The sequence below is a fragment of the Klebsiella sp. B345 genome (assembly GCF_051131735.1).
In the GTDB taxonomy this organism is placed as follows: Bacteria; Pseudomonadota; Gammaproteobacteria; order Enterobacterales; family Enterobacteriaceae; genus Klebsiella.
In genome coordinates, this window is record NZ_CP180443.1 from 423,870 (window position 1) to 442,144 (window position 18,275).

The window sequence follows — 18,275 nt, forward strand, 5'->3', positions numbered from 1 at the left end:
AATTAATCTGCCGCGGTGATGGTTGCTCACCGAGTTGCAACTGGAGAAAAGAATGAATCAACTCACATATATCCGTAATGTCGCAGATAATCTGCTGCCCATAAACGGTGCCCGCTTGTGGGAAAACCTGATGGAGATGGCGGCCATCGGTGCGACGAAAAAAGGCGGAAACAGCCGCCTGGCGCTAACGAAAGAAGACAGCGCTGGGCGACGGAAATTCATTAATGACTGCTTACATCTGGGGATGACCGTCACTACTGACGCGATCGGTAACCTGTTTTGCCGCTACCAGGGTTCAGATCCGAAACTGGATCCCGTCGTGATGGGCAGTCATCTCGACACCCAGCCCAAAGGCGGGCGTTTTGACGGCATTTATGGGGTACTTGCTGCTCTGGAAGGGATTCGTACGCTTAGTGATATGGGGATTACCCCCGTACGTAGCATTGAGATTGCCGTCTGGACCAATGAAGAGGGGGCACGCTTCACGCCTGCGATGATGGGATCTGCAGTGTTTACTGGAGCCATGACGCTTGATGATGCGCTGCAGCGCAAAGACAGCAGCGGCATCAGCGTGGCCGAGTCACTCGAACAGGAGGCATGGCGGGGTAACAGCCCGCTGGGGCGTTACTTTGATAGTTATTTTGAGGCGCATATCGAGCAGGGACCGATCCTTGAAGAACGCGGATTGAATATTGGTGTGGTGACGGGTGGGCAGGCGATTTGCTGGCTGGATATAACGGTGTCAGGAAGCCCAGCTCATGCGGGCACGACGCCAATGAAAAGTCGCCGCGATGCCCTGCTGGCTACTGCCGAAATGGCTGGTGAACTTGAAAAGGTGGCAGCAACATTTGCGCCGCAGGGGTTGCTAACCATCGGTGAACTGACTATCGCGTCGCCTTCGCGCAATACCATCCCCGGAGAAGTCACTTTTACTCTCGACCTGCGCCATCCGGAAGATGAGCAATTGCAGCAATTTGAACGGGCCTGCCGTCAGGCTATGGCTGCAGTCTCTTCTCGCCGCAATATTGAACTGTCCGTCGCTGAGCACTGGTTAAGCCAGTCAACACCATTTGATTCTCACTGCATAGGCCTGGTTGATAATGCTGTCCAACAGCTGGGCTATCCCTGTCAGCAAATGATCAGCGGCGCCGGTCATGACGCCATCCATCTGGCCCGGCACTGCCCGACGGTAATGATCTTTATCCCCTGTATGGACGGCGTTAGCCATAACGAGTCTGAAAGTATTGATCCTCTGCATGCAGAGCAGGGGGCAAATGTATTAATCAATGCCGCGCTGGCCAGAGCTAATAGTTAATTATTCACTGGTACCAAGTGTGTTAATTATCTAACCACCTGGTGTTTATATATTTTTATATTGGTAATGCGCCAGTTATTGTTGCTAATTGTTTTTTAATGCTCCTGTTTATTGCTGCGCATCCACGGGTGTTCTGTATTGCACCTGTGGCAGCACGCAATTATATATTCCCCCTAAATTACAGGTGAGAAGAAATGTCTTTAATAAATTCGGAAACGACTCAGCTGGAGCTTATCAGTAAATTGCTGATGGTTGAGACCGCCACCCTCGGACATTTGATTGATGAGGGGTTTATGGTGCCTCAGCTGCAGTGCGTCCTTCCTGGCATAAGATGTTGCGGTCCGGCAGTTACCGTTTCTTTGCCTGGTGATGATGGCTATAGCTTGCCGCTGGCGATCGATGTCGCCAAACCTGGTGACGTGTTGGTAATCGAGCGTGTAGATGACGAACGCCATGCCTGTTGGGGAGCGGTAATGACTGTCGCAGCTCGCCAGGCAGGCATCGTTGGCGTGGTGCTCGACGGTTATATTACCGATTTGGGGGCAATCTGCGTCGAACAATTCCCCGTCTGGTGCAGAGGGCGCTCGCCTGTCACCACCAAAAGAGGAAAAACAGGCGGTAGCGTGAATCAATCCGTTCACTGCGGCGGCGTCAGGGTATTGCCTGGCGATCTCATTCTGGCCGATGAAAACGGCGTCTTAGCGCTGAACGCGCAGCAGATGCAGCAGCATCTCGAACAGGCATTAAATTTGCAGCAACAGGAGCCGGAGATCATAGAACGGCTGAGACAGGGACAGCGTTTAACCGACATTTATCGCACGTAATACTCACCGTCAGTCTATTATCCTGGAGAAGCATTATGACCATTTCCGCCAGTTCAGAATTAGAAGCGCCAGCAGCCGGTTCGCAAGTTAATATGCGAAAAGTGGCTTTTGCCAGCGTCATTGGCACTACCGTAGAGTGGTACGATTTATTTATTTTCGCCACTGCTTCGGCGCTGGTTTTTAATAAGATATTTTTCCCTGAGTTCGATGAATTAATTGGCACGCTGCTGGCTTTTGGAACTTTTGCTTCTGCCTACGGAGCTCGTATTGTTGGGGCGGCACTTTTCGGCCACTTTGGCGACAAGTTGGGGCGGAAGTCAATGCTGCTTATCTCATTACTGGCTATGGGACTCGCTACCTTTGCCATCGGGCTGCTGCCGGACTACGCCTCCATCGGCCTGTGGGCGCCGGTACTGTTACTGACACTGCGCCTGATTCAAGGGCTCGCGCTGGGAGGTGAATGGGGCGGGGCCGTCCTGATGGCCGTTGAGCACGCACCAAAAAACCAGCGCGGACTCTATGGATCATGGGTGCAGATTGGTGTGCCGGTGGGGACGCTTATCGCAAACCTCGCCTTTCTGGGCATGTCTGCTTTTTTACCGCCGGAAGATCTGGTGAGCTGGGGATGGCGGGTCCCGTTTCTCGCCAGCGCACTGCTGATTGGTATCGGTCTTTATATTCGTCTTAACATCCACGAAACGCCGGTATTCACAAAAACCAAAGTGCAGGAACCTGCAGTGAAAGTGCCGTTGTTGGAAATCGCGCGTAAACACTGGCGGCAGGTACTGCTGGGAGGCGTGGCGACGCTCTCAACCGGCGCTTCATTCAATATTATTGTTGCCTTTGGTCTGACCTACGGCACGCAGACACTTGGTTTTAGCCGTACCGCCATGTTGAGCGTGGTGCTTGCATCTTGCGCGCTGTGTATTGTCCTGCTGCCGGTCTTTGGCGCACTGTCGGATCGCTTTGGCCGCAAGCCGGTGATTGTTGCCGGAATTGTCGCCGAGGCGCTGGTCGCGTTTCCGATGTTCTGGTTAATGGATACCCGCGAACTGCCATTGGTATTTCTCGGCTATGGCCTGTTGATGACGGCATTCGCCGCAAATTATGGCCCTATCGCCACGTTTTTGGCTGAGTTATTCGGTACACGAGTCAGGTATTCGGGGCTTTCGATCTCCTACATGCTCTCTGGTCTGCTGGGCAGCGCAGCCACACCGATTGTCACTACCGCGCTGCTTTCGTGGACCGGGAAAGGCTCCTCGGTAGCCTGGTATATGATCGGCGCGGCCCTGATTTCACTTGTGGCGTTGCTGCTGTTGACCGAGACCTTTAAAAGAGAGCTCACCGTAGCTCAGCCCGGCACCGCTGGTGATACTCCGCACTCTGCTGCACGTCGTGCGGGTCAACACTGTATCAAAAATACATAAGGAGGTTTTATGCAGCGTATTGCGACAGCGAACACAGGACCTGCTGCCGTGGGGCCATACTCTCAGGCCGTGGTGAGTGGTAATCTGGTGTTTGTTTCCGGTCAACTCCCGGTATCAGCAACGACGGAGTACCAGCCAGAAACGTTCAAAGAGCAGGTCCGGCAGACATTATTGAATCTCGGCGCAGCGTTGAGTGCTGCAGGTTCTGACCTGGACCACGTCATCAAGGTGAATGGCTATCTGACAGAACCCTCTCAGTTGGAGCCCTATAATGAGGTGTACGCTGAGATCCTGGGTCACGCACCTCCTGCGCGGACTACCGTATGCGTGTCTCTATGGGGCGTGGCGCTGGAAATTGACTGCATCGCCGAACGCATAACGGTGGCATAACGCCGTAACAAACGGCTCTCCCCGGGCTGGGTTAATAGCCTGCCCGGGTGAGATTTTTACGTAGGCAAGCCAGAAACGCCTCTTCTGCCTTATTAATTTTTAGCGACGCGTTCCACATCAGGTGCAACGTAACTGTCGCAATGCCCTCGTAGGGGGGTAACTTCCATAAATGGCCTGCCGCAGCTTCTTCGGCAACGACGTGTTCAGGCAAGGCTCCAATCCCAAGTCCCGCGCGGATCATACGGGTCACCTCGTGCAAGCTGGAGCTGGTGCCAATTGAACAGCCATTCAGCGACTGCTGGGCGCGATAGACAGCGAGAGAAGCCAATACACCATCAAGCTGCTCGCTGGCGAAAGAGACAAAGTTCTCATTCTGCAGCGCTTCAATCTGCAGGTCTGTCTTGCCGAACAGCGGGTGACTCTTCCCGCAGTAGAGGAAATAGGTTTGATGCAGTAGTGGAGTAGAGTCCAGGCCTGGAACCTCTTTATGGTTCAAAGAAACGCCGAGCGCGGCCTGAAAGTGGAGAAGGGCGTGCTGTACATCAGTGCTGGAACCGGAGGTCATTTCAAATGTTACGCGGGGATGCGCCTGGTGAAAATCCGACAGGACACTATCCAGAATATCGCTTTTCACCGCCGATACCACGGCAAGCCTCACAACGCCCGTCAGATCCTGCGGGATGTCCTGGACCGCCAGCGAGAGCCGGGCAATGCTGCCGTAAATCGCCAGCGCCTCTTTATAGACCAGCTCGCCCGCCGTGGTGACAGTAAAACTGGATCCGCTGCGCGCGATCAGGTTTTCTCCCAGACGCTCTTCTAAGCGCTTTAGCGCCAGACTGACCGCTGGCTGGGTCAGATGTAAGCGCATAGCCGCCCGGCTAATACTGCCTTCCTGGACGATTGCCAGAAAAGTACGTAACAGATTCCAGTCAAGACGATCGTGTATTTGCGACATAGCTGCCTGGCGAACTCTTATTGTATTGTCATGACACGCCCATTTTGCAAGCAGCCGGGGGCTTTCCTACATGGGCATCCAATCGCAGTCCGGAAAATGCGGACCAAGGCTGCTTTTCATCAGCCTGGCCAGGCAGTGTGAGTTACCTGATGTCCGACTGTCAACACAGTCAGGTTGAAAGCCTTCTCGTCCAAAAGAAATCATCATTCCCCGACCCAAGATGGTTCCCGGGGAGGGCTTCCTATCGGGCGAACTTACGGGAGCCGATAACACACAGAATGACCCCAAGCGTGACGAACACCATCAGCGGGCTGACGCTTTCATGCAGGAGCGTGGCCGAAAGACCCAGGCCTAAGAAAGGCTGCAGAAGTTGCAGCTGGCCGACCGCAGCAATGCCGCCGATCGCCAGTCCTTTGTACCAGAAGATAAAACCAATCAGCATGCTGAAGAGCGATACGTACCCCAACGCGCACCAGGCAGGCGCTCCGATGCCGGCAAATGTGGCTGGCATGGTGAGCAAGGAAGCGATGAGCATGAAGGGCAGGGAGAGAATCAGCGCCCAGCTGATAACCTGCCATCCGCCCAGTACACGGGTTAGTTTGGCGCCCTCAGCATAACCAAGGCCGCAGGCAATCACCGCCGCTAGCATCAGTAAATCACCGGTAAGAGAAACGGAAGCACCTTGCGAGAGAGCAAAGCCCATAACCAGCAGGCTGCCGATGACTGAGAAGATCCAGAAGGCCCGTTTAGGTCGTTCACCGCCACGCAGGACGCCGAAAATCGCGGTTGTCAGGGGCAGAAGCCCCAGGAAGACGATCGAGTGCGCAGAGGTAACATGTTGCAACGCCATCGCCGTCAATAGCGGAAAGCCAATCACCACACCTAGTGACACGACGATAAGTGGGATGAGCTGCGATGCGTGCAGGCGCTTTTCCCGAAAACCGAAGATCAACATGACAGCCAGTATTCCGGCAATTGACGCACGGAGGAATGTCAGGAAGAACGGATCCATACTCAGTACGGCGACACGGGTAGCCGGTAACGAGCCACTAAAAATCACCACGCCCAACAGACCGTTAATCCAGCCGGAAATGGAGCCGGGATCGGTTTTATGTACCACTGAATTCACCACGTTTTCCTCTCTATCGACGTTTTGCCCGCAGGCTTGAGCATCTGTTGGGCGGATGGTAATGTCATCAACCTGATACAATCAAATTATTGTCATGGATACATTTGATGAAAGCACGTTACAAAGCCATCGTGGATAAATTCGCGGAGATGATTCGCAGTGGGAAAATTCTGCCAGGTAGCCGTTTGCCGACTCATCGCAATCTTTCTGCTCAGGAGCATATCTCGCTTGCTACGGCGACACGGGTCTACAGCGAACTGGAAGCGATGGGCCTTGTCAGCGGCGAGACCGGTCGGGGGACGTTTGTCCGGGAAATTTCGTTGCCTTATGGTCATGGTATTGACCAGCATGCCGTGGCAACGGACGTTCTGGACCTGAATTTCAACTATCCCGCTCTGCCCGGGCAAGGTGAGCTTCTACGTGACGCACTGCGGCAGATATCTACCGCCGGGGATATCGAATCACACCTGCGTTATCAGCCCCATGCAGGCAGACAAACGGAGAGAGAGATCGTTGCAGAACAGCTGTCAGGAAGGGGATTTAAACCGACAGCGGACAATGTGGTGATTGTGAATGGCGCACAGCATGGGCTGACGGTGACAGCAATGGGCCTGCTGAGGCCTGGAGACGTCGTGGCTGTGGATGCACTGACCTATCCGGGGTTTAAAGTACTGGCCGAATTGTTTCATCTCGAGCTCATCGCGATCCCGTCACTGAGTGATGGTCCGGATTTCGCCGTACTCAGGCAGTTATGTTTGAAAAGACATGTCAGGGCGGTGTATGCCATGCCGACGTTACATAATCCCCTGGGATGGGTGCTGACACATCGCCAGAGAAAAGAGCTGGCGGCTATCGCCCGCGAACATGACTTACTGGTTATTGAAGATGCGGCTTATTCCTACCTGATCCGCAGACCCCCTCCGCCTGTCGCGTTTTACGCGCCTGAGCGTACGGTTTATGTCACAGGCTATTCGAAGAATGTCGCCACCGGTCTTCGGGTAGGAGCCGTTGTGTGCCCTGAGGCATACCGTCCCGCCATCGAAAGGGCCGTCCGGGCAACGACATGGAATACCCCTTCAGTGATGACAACGCTGGTGTGTAACTGGATACAGGATGGCACCGTTGAACGCTTTGAAGAACTCAAACGACGGGATGCGCGCCAAAGACAGGCGGTGCTCAGAAATACCCTGGGCGAAATCCCTTGTATTACCCATCCGGGCTCTTATTTTGCCTGGCTGCCGCTGACCGAAGAGTCACGGGCCGATCGTATCGTGAAAGTTCTGATGGACAGCCACATTTCGGTTTCAACAGCCGAACCTTTCTGCACCGCCCAGACCATTCCCCAGGCCATTCGGATAGCACTGGGATCCGTCTCGATTGAGAACTTGCAGAAAGCATTATTGAAAGTACGTGAAGCCGTTGAAAATGAACAATATGGTTTACCTTCCAACCTAATGTAAATTGCCGCGCGTTGATTGCAGGAGCCTTTCAACGTCTTACCATATTGATCTGCTGTGTGACGAATGCGCTGCGAAAATATTCGCGTAGCGCCGCCATGGCAGGGGTAAAACGGGTATCGTTGCGCCACGCCAGACCGACGCTCATCGGATGGACATTGTTGACCAACGAACGGGTCTCGATGCGTCTTCCTTCCAGCGACCACGGACGATAAACCAGGTCGGACAAAATGGCGATCCCCGAGCCGTTAGCCACCATGCTGCGTACCGCTTCGACAGAACTCGTGCGCAGAATAACATCAGGGCGAAAACCGGCTTCTTCCCAGTAGCGCATTGCACTGTCTGCGGCCTCATCCACGGTGAGCATAATAAAGGGCTCTCCGGCCACGTCCGCCAGTGTGACCTGCGACTTTTCACATAACGGATGACGCGAAGGTAGCCATAACCGGCGTGTCGAGTTGAAAAGGGTTTCTGCATAAATCGACTGGTGGCGCAAATTTCCGGTCAGTACCAGCGCCATATCCAGCGACTGATCCGTTAATCCTTGCTCAATGTCCTGACGCTCATATTCAAAGAGCTGAATATCAATGTGCGGATAATCCTGCGCCAGCCTCTGCAGGTGAAACGGTAAAAAATAGCCAATCACCGTGTAACTTGCGGCCAGCCGCAGCGTACCGCGCACACCGGTATCGGTGACCGGCATACTGCGCACGGCATTGTCGACGGTTTGCAGAACGGTATAGGCATGGTTGAGAAAATGGTTGCCATAGTCCGTCAGCGTCATACCGTGAACCGAGCGGGTAAACAGCTTTTTGCCTAACAGTTGTTCCAGCTCCTGGATTGCGCCGGTGACCGCTGATTGCGAAATGTTGAGATGCACGGCGGCCTGAGAGATTTGCCCCATTTCAGCTGTGGCGACAAAATAACGGATTTGACGTAGCGTCAGCATTGATTTTTCCCGGTCATGTCAGCGTAAATAGTCACCGCTAAGAATCTACCCATCAGAATATGTTCGTAATCCACGAGCGAGAAGGGCGCATTATCCTCAGGTACCGGATATACGCTGTGTTACTTGCGCGCTGTCGGCGTGCAGACGACCTGCAACAATGATATCCGTAGGGATGGACTCAAAGCGTTCTGTTTTTCTGATATCAGTCTATCTAAAAATACTACTTTCCGAATATAAATGAATATTCATATAGTGAATAAGCACTCCCTAATGGAAATAAGAAATTACTATGATGAGAACCGTAGATATCAACTCCGATATAGGAGAAAGCTTTGGCTCATGGGCGATTGGCGATGATGTTGATAATGAACTTATGACGGTAATCAGCTCTGCAAATATTGCAACTGGCTTTCACGCTGGCGATCCAAACATTATGCGCAAAACCGTGGAGTCCGCCAGAAAAAATGGCGTGGCGATTGGTGCACATCCCGGGTTTAATGATTTACAGGGATTTGGCCGTCGTCATTTCGCGATTCCTGCGGAAGAACTGGTCAACGATATTATTTATCAGTTAGGTGCGCTGCGGGAATTCGCTCGCTTATATGAGATGCCGCTGCAGCATATTAAGCCGCATGGCGCATTATATATGCATCTGGCGCGGGATGAGGTCGCCGCCCACCAGTTTGTCACCGCGCTGCATCGGCTTGATGCCGGTCTTTACCTCTATTGCATGTCGGGTTCGGCCGTATGGCACGCGGCGCAGCGCCTGGAGCATCCAGTGATTACCGAGTTTTACGCTGACAGAGAGTATGACGATCAAGGGTTTATTGTCTTCACGCGTAAGACCGGAAAGCTTAGCGTACAGGCGATCGCCGATAAAGTGTTACTGGCCTGTCTGGAGGGGAAAGTAAAAACCGTGACGGATAATATCATCCCGATTCACTTTGATTCCATTTGTATTCATAGCGATACTCCTGGCGCTCTTAATATTATCAGTGCGGTCAAGTCAGCGCTTATTCATGAAGGTGTCAAAGTGTGTTCGCCCGGCGAAGCTAAATAACCACCTACTTATTTGGAGGATATATAATGTCTGAGATTGAAGTTATTTCACCGTTGCCGGGAGTATTTTACCGCCAGCCATCACCGGAAGCGCCGCCGTTTGTCGTGACCGGAGATAAAGTCGGGCCTGATACCGTGATTGGGTTGATAGAGGTGATGAAACAGTTTAGTGAAATATTCGCCGAAACCAGCGGCACTATATCGGCTATCACCCTCGAGAGCGGTGATGCCGTAGAGCCTGGACAGGTTCTTGCCATAATAAAAACCGATAACAAATAATCACGACGGAGGACATATGGCGGGGAAAATAAAAAAACTGCTGGTCGCCAATCGGGGAGAGATTGCGGTACGTATCATCCGCGCCGCGCAAGCGTTGGGGATCCCGACGGTCGCCGCCTGCAGCGAAGCCGATAGCGACAGTCTTGCGGCCAAACTGGCCGATGAAGTGTGCATCATTGGCCCGGCGCAGGCCGCACGCAGCTATCTCAATATCAAAGCATTACTGGATGCGGCAGCACAGAGCGGCGCCAATGCCATCCATCCCGGATACGGCTTTTTATCGGAAAATGCCCAGTTTGCCGAACGGGTAGTGCAGGCCGGGTATATTTTTGTCGGCCCGGACGCGCAGACCATCCGCGTGATGGGCGATAAAGCCGCCGCCCGTCGCACTGCGGCAGAAGCCGGCGTGCCGATTGTGCCGGGGTCCCGGGTTCTGGAAACGGTGCAGGCGGCGCAAATCCGTGCCGGGGAGATCGGCTATCCCTGCCTGATTAAAGCTGCCGCAGGTGGTGGTGGCAGGGGAATTCGCGTGGTGGAGAACGATGAGGCGTTGGCGCGTGAATTTCCCGTTGCCCAGAGTGAGTCGAATGCGGCATTCGGCTCCAGTGCGGTTTATCTGGAACGCTTTATCGACCGCGCACGCCATGTTGAAGTGCAGATCCTCGGCGACGGTGAGCGGGTCATTCATCTGTTCGATCGCGAATGCTCCCTGCAGCGTCGCCGGCAGAAAATTTTTGAGGAAGCACCTTCGCCAGCCCTGAGTTCAGCCCAACGGGCCGCATTATGCGACAGCGCCGTTCAACTAGCGCGGCACTTGCGCTACCGCGGAGCGGGTACTCTGGAATATCTGTTCGATGAAACGCGCGGCGAGTTCTGGTTTATTGAAATGAATACCCGCATTCAGGTGGAACATCCGGTGACCGAAATGGTGACCGGCATCGATCTGGTGCAATGGATGTTGCGTATTGCTAACGGCGAACAGCTGACGCTGACTCAGTCCGATGTGACATTGCGCGGTAGTGCCTGTGAAATGCGCATCAATGCCGAAGATCCTGAGCGGAATTTCTTCCCCTGTCCGGGATTGATAGAGGGAGTCGTGTGGCCAGACGGCGAAGGGATCCGCGTCGACAGCCATGTGTTCACCGGTTATCGCGTGCCCCCGTGGTATGACTCCTTGCTGGCTAAGGTGATTGCCTGGGGCGCCGATCGTCCTCAGGCGCTGGCTCGCGCCCGTCAGGCGCTCAGTAGCCTTGAACTGCGCGGGATAAAAACCACCGTCCCACTTCATCAGTGGCTATTACAACATCCCAAGTTGCAGGCCGGCGAATTCACCACCACCACTCTGGAACAGTGGCTGGCCGCACGTGATGGCGAATCGTCGACTCAAATACCGGAGGTCCGGCGCTATGGTCAATAACCCGATCCGCTACTCGTTTGGCGGCGATGAGCATCTCTTCGCCGAAATCGATGAGTCGATGTCATTACCCGCTTTTTTCCGTGGCCTGACGCTAACAAGGGCGCTGGAGGCTTGCCGGCTGCCCGGCGTACTGGATATTTGTCTTGCTAATGCCTCTTTCCAGGTACGCTTTAACCCGGACGAACTGGCGCCCCAGGCATTGCTTGATACGCTGCTGGCTCTGGAGGCGGACAGCTACGGCGACGGTTCCCTGGCGACGCGCATTATTGAAGTGCCGGTGCTGTACAACGATCCCTGGACGCACGAGACGCTGATGCGCTTTCGCGATCGCCACCAGGTGCCGGAGGGGAGCGACCTCGATTATGGCGCCAGCATCAACGGCTACGCGGATAAAGATGCTTTTATTGCCGCACACAGTGGTACACCGTGGTTCGTTTCCATGGTCGGTTTTGTCGCCGGTTTGCCTTTTATGTATCAGATGGTCGAACGAGAAAAGCAGTTACAGGTGCCGAAGTACCTGCGTCCGCGAACCGATACTCCCGCTCTGTCACTGGGACACGGTGGCTGTTTCGGCTGTATTTACTCGGTGCGCGGTGCGGGGGGGTACCAACTTTTTGGCATCACCCCGATGCCAATTTATGACCCGGCACAGGGACTTCCCTATCTGCAGGACGAGATGGTGTTCTTCAAAGCGGGGGATATTGTCCAGTTCCGGGCCATTGACCGTCAGACCTACGACGACATCAGCGAGCAAGTGAATAGCGGCAATTTTTCCCCCCGCATTCGCGACGTGAAGTTTGAACTTGCCGACTTTCTCCGCGATCCGCAGGGCTATCCTCAGCAGTTAAAAAGGGGGCTGTATGACCATCAATGTGATTAAGCCCGGCCTGGCCACTACGGTGCAGGATGCCGGGCGGGAAGGGTACTACCACCTGGGGATCCCCCCTTCCGGCGCGCTGGATCCTTACGCGATGCAGATGGCTAATCTTCTGGTGGGAAATGCCCCGGACGATGCGGTGCTGGAGATGACATTGCTCGGTCCGGAGCTGAGCTTTAGCACCGATACACTGGTGGCGGTGTGCGGCGCGGCGATGACGCCGATCGTCGATAACCAGCCTGCTGCGACGCATAGCGCGCTGTTTATCCGGGCCGGACAATGTCTGCGCTTTTCTCCGGCTCGTCAGGGATGTCGCGCCTATCTGGCGGTTGCCGGTGGGATTGACGTGCCGTCCGTACTGGGCAGTCGCTCCACGTATACGCTCGGCGCGCTCGGCGGTTTTCAGGGGCGTCGACTGGCGGCGGGTGACGTACTCAGGGTGTTCCCGACACACGACGCGCGGTTTCGACGGGAGGGCAATGTCGTTCCTGACGAGTTGCTGCCGGTGCTGGAGAAATCGGTCACTCTGCGACTGGTGCCGGGCCTCTATATCCATCGCTTGACTGAGGCGGCGGTGGACAATTTTTTCGCCGATAGCTGGCAGGTCAGCACCGAAGCGGACCGGACGGGCTATCGCCTGAAAGGCGGCCAGCCGGTGGCGTTTAATCCCCGGACACCGCCCTTTGGTGCCGGCTCCGATCCGTCCAATATTGTCGATGCCTGTTACCCGATAGGCTCGGTTCAGGTTCCGGGCGGACTGGAACCCATTGTGCTGCTGCGCGATGCAGTATCGGGCGGAGGGTATATGACGCTGGGAACGATTATCAGCCCCGATCTCGCCATTGTCGGTCAATTACAACCGAATCAACAGGTTCGCTTTATTCCCGTCACGCTGGAAGAGGCGCTGGTTTACCGCCGGCAGTCTCAACAGCGGCTGGCGCAGTTGGCGAGCGTGTTGCGTTAACCCGGCCCGGGGCATCGCCCCGCGGCGGATATCTCTGGTTATTGCGTGTTTCAGGAGGTTGCTATGGCTTCAGCACCACAATCCCGCGCAGCGGATAATGTTAGTCAGTCAGTGCTGCCGGAATCGGCGCGCATGGGGAAATTGTCCCTCACGATGGCCTGGTGGGCAGTGTGTAGTGCCGTGTTTTACATTGTGGTTGGCGCATCTTTGGCGCAGGCGTATGGGGCGATTAACGCCATTATCGGTATGGCGTTATCGGTGGTGACTTATGGTTTGATTAATGGCGTCATCAGCCGCTTTGCCCTGCGCAGCGGCTTGTCTGTCGCCCAGTTTTCACGCCGTCTGTTTGGGCGAATGGGGGCATCGCTGGCAACGCTTATCTTTTTTTCCACCGCGATTTATTACGCCGTATTTGAAGGCTCGGTAATCGCGTTCGCGATTCATCATCTGTTCCCCGGTATGGTTTACTGGGTGGCGGCCGCACTGGTGGTGATCTACAGCGTACCGCTTATTTTCGGCAGCGTTCAACACTGGCTGGATAAATTTAACGGCGTACTGCTGCCGTTTTACCTGCTGGGGCTACTGGCAACCCTCGTGATGTCTGTGATGCACTATGGCTACCAGGCCAACTGGTTGCAGTATGGTCCGGCCAATCCGTCCCCCTGGGGTTGGTGGAACTGTTTCACCTATTACATGGGGGTTTGGGTATTGATGATGTATACCTTCGATTATGCGCGCTTTGGCCGCGAGGAAGACAGCCAGTACCATGCACGCTTTAATTTTGGTATGCCGTTTTATCTGGTCACTTTTTTCCTCAACGGTACTGCGGGGATTTATCTCGCCAGCAACCTTCCGGACAGCGGCGCCCTAAGCGAAACGGCGGTGGTGGTGGTGATTTTAAATCTGCTGGGGATAGCCGGGCTGGGATTTGTCTGGGTGACGCAGACGCGGATTAATACCGCCAACTATTATCTGGCCACCGTCAATATGCAGGTATTCTTCCACAGCCTGTTTAACCTCAAGTTACCCAAACTGGTGTGGGCGTGCGTGGTGGGCGTGGTGGTTTATGTCCTGATGCTGGCGGATGTGTTCGCATGGCTGCTGCAGGCGCTGGCCTACCAGGGTGTTTTCGTGGTGGCGTGGGTTGGGGTGGCACTGGCCGGGATCGCCCGCAATGTGTCACCGGACCATGAAAATGTGGCTATTTATCCACCGGGTGTGGGAGCCTGGTTTATCAGCGTGGCGTTGGGGATTGCGTTGATGCACGGCTCCGCCGCTTTCGCCGCATTTTCGGCGGTGGCGACATTTGTCAGCGCCAGCGGGTTATACATGTTATTTAGCCAGTGGGCCCTGGTGGGTGAAAGTCAAAAAATTGTCTAAATCAGCGCACTCGTCCAATATTCGCCGCAGATAAAGTTACAGGTTGGGATAATAAGCAAAATCCTGCGTGACAGCAGGCTTTTGTGAATGACGGGAATATGGAAGTGAGTGATAATTATAATGTCGCATTTTATAATGATAAAAAAACCGCCCAGAGAGGCGGTGTCTAACAGGACAAATATGCATAACAACAACGATCCAAAACCACATTAATGGTTCTGTTTCTCATTGTGATGAGAAATTAGACTATAAGAAAATAGAGTGGAGATAAGATGAAGTAATTATGGAGTTATTTGGTTTGAGCATGTCTAAGGCTGTCGTGGTTTTCATGCAGAAATTATTGTTTTTTATCAGGTCTTTGTTTGAATTTACGACGAACAAGTTCTTCCAGAACAGGAGTCGGCAAAAAACCTGCGATTTTGCTTCGTGACGTATCTGGTTTTGATTTTGATGGTTTTTCCATGGTGTGATTTCCTTTAGGTATATATTGTAATAGTGCGTTTAAAAGATAAATCAGAATTTATCTGGATTGTTTGAAACTCCAATCCAAAGTCTGATTACTCCAAAGGTTAGTAAACCAACAAAGATGATTAATGCGCTTGTTAAAGGAAGAACAGGTACCATGGTGAGCCTTATTGATTGAGGTGGTCGCATTCTCAGGCAACGCATTTGTAAAATGGTTCAAAAGACATGAGAGATGATGGTCAGGAAATCGTAACAAGATAATAACAAGCAGGTCTCAGTAATGTACCTGCTCACTGGTCAACACACGAACATTCATTCCAGGTTCTGACAGTTACGGGACGATGGCCTGGTTTCGCAGGCCGGTTAGTCACTCGAATGCCTTGTAAGATAAAAATTTTTAAGCGAGTGAAGCAGGAGAATGTTTTATCCCGAGGCTGAGGCAGTTTGTTTGCCCGCCTTGCTGATAAGTACCAATATTTAATTTCACAGAAGAGTTTTCCTGATACGAACTTCCTGGATGAAAAGCGTAATGGACGCCACTATGATAATGGAAAAAAATACAATTTTAGGAAGATCGTAATTGAACACCGTGGTGAACTTGTCATTGTTATATAGATGGTTGTTCCTGTAAGAGAACGTTTCGTAGATATTACCCCAAATTTCGAGTGCAGATCCGACAGATAAAACAATAAATAAAAATGAGCAGTTAACTCTTATGCTTTTTCGTTTCCTTCTTCTTTTGAAAAATAAGGCAGTGATGATTATCGGCACAGCAAAGGCGACTAAGTCCTTGAAGCTGAAAGTATATATAATTTCCATATCTGAAATCCTTTAATGTACTCTTGGAAAAGTAGGGCGGTTTTCGAACGTCACATCACGAAAAAAAGACCACGAAACCACAAAGGTCAGAGTGCTCGCTATGAGTACTACTGCAACGCCTACATCGTTATACCTCTTTACGGCATATCGTCAACCCGCGTACTTTGGGGAGGTGGGTTAAGGTCTGCTTTCGCCAGCGCTTAATATGAGTTTTAAGTGGACTTGTCATGATTGCGGGCAAAAGGTAGGAATTATGATTGCTTGAGTAAAGCCGTGACTTTCCGTTTCTTGCACGGAGCGGACAAGCTATCGAGTTGAAGGTCCGCTGTGAGCGAGGAACGGACGTCCTGGTCTGCGAAAGAGCGTAAAAAACCGCCTCACGGCGGTTTAGCTATCTTATGGATTTGTAGGTTCATGAGGGTAGTACATGGTACAGGAGCCTACTACCCATGACATGCAATTTAACATAATATACATTATGCGCACTTAAGTTGTAGTAGCTAAATTGCGATATCTGTCTCTGACCGAATGTCTACGCTACAGTCCCACCGCAGCGATCGCTGCTGTCATACCATAAAACTCATAACGGCATACGCAACGGTGTTTTTCTCGCGAACAATGTAACCGACTCACGATCCTGCAGGACATTATCGACCGGCGTCTTATCACTCGTCTTGCAGCAACCCGGTTTGAGATCTCTGACGGCACTTCCGCCGACGACTGGGTCGCTATGGTGAACACGGATGACAGTCGCTGGTTAATCACCGACGTGGCCAGTCCGGTAACCGACAGTCATTGATGCTTTGATACGGCACTAGACCCGCTCACAAGCATGCTCATGCCGAGCCGTGACAACGCCTGCACATTTGATGGAAGATAATTCCAGCCAGCCTCGGATGCCCCCAGAACAAGCAGCTGCAGCGAAACGGGACCCGTCACGGGCACAACAACCTGGGAAAGGAAGGCAAAAATGAACAGCAAAGATGTCGGGTTACGCCGGTTTTGCTCCGACATTAGCCTGGCAAAAGCTCGCTGGGATTCATGATTCATTCTTAGCTACGTGGATTTTGATCTGCTACCAAATCGACAAAAAAGCTCAGAACCGGTCTGATGCGCCATTCCCCCTACTCTTCTGGTGTGTCACAGGATATCTGCCTGCAATGAGGAATTGAATCGTAAGTATCAGAACATTAACCAGTTATATGTTCTTTCTGACACCACGAGAACACCATTAGTGTCACCACCATCGACCAAATCAATTTTAAAACCCATAACACTTAAGATTTTTCTCACGAAAAAGAAAAAATGACTTAAGTGATCGGCGGCTCACTTTCATTTAAAAGCGATATTATATTTTTATGTAAACAAAACACAGCTTGCTTCTGGTTTATTATGTTGCATTAAATTGATTTCTCATGAGAAACCACTACTGGTATAAATTTCGATAAAAGTTAATATTTAACAAATCATTAAACTATCCGTAATCATTAAGATATTTCCTGTGAAAATATTCGCCATCTCCTGCGTAAGTATAATGTATTAATATAAAAGGCTTTTTTATACAATAACGTTGGATGAATAAAGAATTTTTCCCCTGCTTCAATGTTGGTAGTAAAAACACACAAAACAAGCTTTGTTTCGTATTGTTTTTGTACCTAAAACACACCGATGTCGTTACAGCAATGTTATTGCGATCGGTCAAAATTGATCTATATCAAGACCGGTAGCTTACAATACTTTATGTTTTTTTATACGATAAGGTCGATATAAAAATCCAATTTGATATATATTTTAAATATCAAAACACAAACCAACACACAGGAGTTATTTTAAAATAAATAAATCGAACCACTTGAAAATTCCTATTATTGCATGTTGAGTAATGGCTGTATATGATCATTACGCAACGTCGATAGTATTACCTCTTTATTTAAAGGAGTGGCTGATTATTAATCTCCAAAAGTATTGTCGATATATCATGCAACAACATCATAAAAATAGGTGATTCTATGCGTAACAATAAATATGCTCTTTCAGCATTAGCTCTGGTAATTACTTCAGCAGTAAGTGCATCGGCCTTTGCGGTAGATGGCAGCATTACTATCAATGGGAAAATTACCGATACAACCTGTACTATTTCTGTTGACGGTGGTAACTCAGACGCAACAGTAACATTGCCTACCGTATCGTCATCTACTCTTCCTGCTACTGGTGCAACTGCAGGTATGACGCCATTTAATATTTCACTCAGTGGCTGTACTGGTGTGTCATTAGATACCGCGCAGACCTACTTTGAACCAGGTGCATTTACTGACAGCAGTACTGGCCGTTTAAATATCGACAGCAGCATCCAGGATACAGCTCAAAATGTGCAGGTTCAGTTATTGAATGCTGACCGTCAGCCTCTGATTGTTGGTGCTTCTGTAGCAACTGGACAGAATGATATCCCGGTTAGCATTGCCTCTGGGAATGGCACTCTGAACTACTTTGCACAGTATTATGCAACAGGCGCAAGTATTCCTGGGACAGTGACGACTCAGGTTGATTACACAATGATTTACGAGTAAAT

17 protein-coding genes are annotated in these 18,275 nt (G+C 51.7%); 12 read left to right on the top strand and 5 right to left on the bottom strand.

Features of this window, described 5'->3' with window-relative positions; translation table 11 throughout:
- The first annotated feature begins 52 nt into the window (after nucleotides 1–52).
- From ACMYSO_RS01935 to ACMYSO_RS01950, 4 genes are all read left to right on the top strand, one after another.
- On the top strand, nucleotides 53–1,315 hold the full coding sequence (locus ACMYSO_RS01935; RefSeq protein WP_434669009.1) for a Zn-dependent hydrolase: 1,263 nt from the start codon (nucleotides 53–55) through the stop codon (nucleotides 1,313–1,315).
- A 194-nt stretch (nucleotides 1,316–1,509) separates the two neighbouring features.
- Nucleotides 1,510–2,139 (top strand): RraA family protein, encoded by a 630-nt coding sequence (locus tag ACMYSO_RS01940; protein WP_434669010.1) that lies wholly within the window; start codon nucleotides 1,510–1,512, stop codon nucleotides 2,137–2,139.
- A 35-nt stretch (nucleotides 2,140–2,174) separates the two neighbouring features.
- Entirely contained in the window at nucleotides 2,175–3,566 is a 1,392-nt protein-coding gene (locus ACMYSO_RS01945; RefSeq protein ID WP_434669011.1) for an MFS transporter, read from the top strand.
- A 9-nt stretch (nucleotides 3,567–3,575) separates the two neighbouring features.
- Nucleotides 3,576–3,956, top strand: coding sequence for a RidA family protein (locus ACMYSO_RS01950; RefSeq protein ID WP_048335655.1), 381 nt, complete (start codon nucleotides 3,576–3,578; stop codon nucleotides 3,954–3,956).
- Nucleotides 3,957–3,987: 31 nt separating this feature from the next.
- Here the strand turns inward: ACMYSO_RS01950 and ACMYSO_RS01955 are convergent, their stop codons facing one another.
- Nucleotides 3,988–4,911: a LysR family transcriptional regulator gene (locus ACMYSO_RS01955; protein WP_434669012.1), complete on the bottom strand. Its 924-nt coding sequence runs from the start codon at nucleotides 4,909–4,911 to the stop codon at nucleotides 3,988–3,990.
- Between the two features lie 241 nt (nucleotides 4,912–5,152).
- The gene (locus tag ACMYSO_RS01960; RefSeq protein WP_434669013.1) at nucleotides 5,153–6,043 is read right to left on the bottom strand and encodes a DMT family transporter; all 891 of its coding nucleotides are present in this window, start codon (nucleotides 6,041–6,043) and stop codon (nucleotides 5,153–5,155) included.
- A gap of 104 nt (nucleotides 6,044–6,147) precedes the next feature.
- On the opposite strand from ACMYSO_RS01960, the gene ACMYSO_RS01965 reads away from it, so the two are divergent.
- A complete protein-coding gene (locus ACMYSO_RS01965; RefSeq protein WP_434669014.1) occupies nucleotides 6,148–7,500 on the top strand; it encodes a PLP-dependent aminotransferase family protein in 1,353 nt (450 codons plus the stop codon).
- Between the two features lie 28 nt (nucleotides 7,501–7,528).
- Here ACMYSO_RS01965 and ACMYSO_RS01970 read toward each other — a convergent pair whose 3' ends face one another.
- Nucleotides 7,529–8,446: a LysR family transcriptional regulator gene (locus ACMYSO_RS01970; RefSeq protein WP_200539979.1), complete on the bottom strand. Its 918-nt coding sequence runs from the start codon at nucleotides 8,444–8,446 to the stop codon at nucleotides 7,529–7,531.
- A 289-nt stretch (nucleotides 8,447–8,735) separates the two neighbouring features.
- Here ACMYSO_RS01970 and ACMYSO_RS01975 point away from each other — a divergent pair, with 289 nt between their 5' ends.
- The 6 genes from ACMYSO_RS01975 (at nucleotide 8,736) to ACMYSO_RS02000 (ending at nucleotide 14,422) form a co-directional block, all read left to right on the top strand.
- Entirely contained in the window at nucleotides 8,736–9,506 is a 771-nt protein-coding gene (locus ACMYSO_RS01975) for a 5-oxoprolinase subunit PxpA (RefSeq protein WP_434669015.1), read from the top strand.
- A gap of 26 nt (nucleotides 9,507–9,532) precedes the next feature.
- The gene (locus ACMYSO_RS01980; RefSeq protein ID WP_434669016.1) at nucleotides 9,533–9,784 is read left to right on the top strand and encodes an acetyl-CoA carboxylase; all 252 of its coding nucleotides are present in this window, start codon (nucleotides 9,533–9,535) and stop codon (nucleotides 9,782–9,784) included.
- 16 nt (nucleotides 9,785–9,800) lie between these two features.
- A complete protein-coding gene (locus ACMYSO_RS01985) occupies nucleotides 9,801–11,201 on the top strand; it encodes an acetyl-CoA carboxylase biotin carboxylase subunit (RefSeq protein ID WP_434669017.1) in 1,401 nt (466 codons plus the stop codon).
- Nucleotides 11,191–12,081 (top strand): 5-oxoprolinase subunit B family protein, encoded by an 891-nt coding sequence (locus tag ACMYSO_RS01990; RefSeq protein ID WP_434669018.1) that lies wholly within the window; start codon nucleotides 11,191–11,193, stop codon nucleotides 12,079–12,081. Before ACMYSO_RS01985 ends, ACMYSO_RS01990 begins: the two co-directional genes overlap by 11 nt.
- The gene (locus ACMYSO_RS01995) at nucleotides 12,062–13,042 is read left to right on the top strand and encodes a biotin-dependent carboxyltransferase family protein (protein WP_434669019.1); all 981 of its coding nucleotides are present in this window, start codon (nucleotides 12,062–12,064) and stop codon (nucleotides 13,040–13,042) included. Before ACMYSO_RS01990 ends, ACMYSO_RS01995 begins: the two co-directional genes overlap by 20 nt.
- A 63-nt stretch (nucleotides 13,043–13,105) precedes the next feature.
- Nucleotides 13,106–14,422 carry a purine-cytosine permease family protein gene (locus ACMYSO_RS02000; protein WP_434669020.1) on the top strand — a complete coding sequence of 439 codons (1,317 nt, stop codon included), beginning with the start codon at nucleotides 13,106–13,108 and terminating at the stop codon, nucleotides 14,420–14,422.
- A 337-nt stretch (nucleotides 14,423–14,759) separates the two neighbouring features.
- Here the strand turns inward: ACMYSO_RS02000 and ACMYSO_RS02005 are convergent, their stop codons facing one another.
- Nucleotides 14,760–14,885: a hypothetical protein gene (locus ACMYSO_RS02005; RefSeq protein WP_434669021.1), complete on the bottom strand. Its 126-nt coding sequence runs from the start codon at nucleotides 14,883–14,885 to the stop codon at nucleotides 14,760–14,762.
- A gap of 50 nt (nucleotides 14,886–14,935) precedes the next feature.
- Nucleotides 14,936–15,091, bottom strand: coding sequence for a YnaM/YnfT family protein (locus tag ACMYSO_RS02010; RefSeq protein WP_434669022.1), 156 nt, complete (start codon nucleotides 15,089–15,091; stop codon nucleotides 14,936–14,938).
- A gap of 2,624 nt (nucleotides 15,092–17,715) precedes the next feature.
- Between ACMYSO_RS02010 and ACMYSO_RS02015 the strand changes: the two genes are divergently transcribed.
- Complete coding sequence (locus tag ACMYSO_RS02015; RefSeq protein WP_434669023.1) at nucleotides 17,716–18,273, top strand: fimbrial protein; 558 nt, start codon at nucleotides 17,716–17,718, stop codon at nucleotides 18,271–18,273.
- Nucleotides 18,274–18,275 lie beyond the last annotated feature (2 nt).

Coding starts and splice junctions, on each gene's coding strand:
- ACMYSO_RS01945 (WP_434669011.1), top strand. CDS start 2,175: ATGACCATTTCCGCCAGTTCAGAATTAGAAGCGCCAGCAGCCGGTTCG.
- ACMYSO_RS01995 (WP_434669019.1), top strand. CDS start 12,062: ATGACCATCAATGTGATTAAGCCCGGCCTGGCCACTACGGTGCAGGAT.
- ACMYSO_RS01970 (WP_200539979.1), bottom strand. CDS start 8,446: ATGCTGACGCTACGTCAAATCCGTTATTTTGTCGCCACAGCTGAAATG.
- ACMYSO_RS01975 (WP_434669015.1), top strand. CDS start 8,736: ATGATGAGAACCGTAGATATCAACTCCGATATAGGAGAAAGCTTTGGC.
- ACMYSO_RS01935 (WP_434669009.1), top strand. CDS start 53: ATGAATCAACTCACATATATCCGTAATGTCGCAGATAATCTGCTGCCC.
- ACMYSO_RS01940 (WP_434669010.1), top strand. CDS start 1,510: ATGTCTTTAATAAATTCGGAAACGACTCAGCTGGAGCTTATCAGTAAA.
- ACMYSO_RS01955 (WP_434669012.1), bottom strand. CDS start 4,911: ATGTCGCAAATACACGATCGTCTTGACTGGAATCTGTTACGTACTTTT.
- ACMYSO_RS02010 (WP_434669022.1), bottom strand. CDS start 15,091: ATGCGTTGCCTGAGAATGCGACCACCTCAATCAATAAGGCTCACCATG.
- ACMYSO_RS01985 (WP_434669017.1), top strand. CDS start 9,801: ATGGCGGGGAAAATAAAAAAACTGCTGGTCGCCAATCGGGGAGAGATT.
- ACMYSO_RS01965 (WP_434669014.1), top strand. CDS start 6,148: ATGAAAGCACGTTACAAAGCCATCGTGGATAAATTCGCGGAGATGATT.
- ACMYSO_RS01950 (WP_048335655.1), top strand. CDS start 3,576: ATGCAGCGTATTGCGACAGCGAACACAGGACCTGCTGCCGTGGGGCCA.
- ACMYSO_RS02015 (WP_434669023.1), top strand. CDS start 17,716: ATGCGTAACAATAAATATGCTCTTTCAGCATTAGCTCTGGTAATTACT.
- ACMYSO_RS02005 (WP_434669021.1), bottom strand. CDS start 14,885: ATGGAAAAACCATCAAAATCAAAACCAGATACGTCACGAAGCAAAATC.
- ACMYSO_RS01990 (WP_434669018.1), top strand. CDS start 11,191: ATGGTCAATAACCCGATCCGCTACTCGTTTGGCGGCGATGAGCATCTC.
- ACMYSO_RS02000 (WP_434669020.1), top strand. CDS start 13,106: ATGGCTTCAGCACCACAATCCCGCGCAGCGGATAATGTTAGTCAGTCA.
- ACMYSO_RS01980 (WP_434669016.1), top strand. CDS start 9,533: ATGTCTGAGATTGAAGTTATTTCACCGTTGCCGGGAGTATTTTACCGC.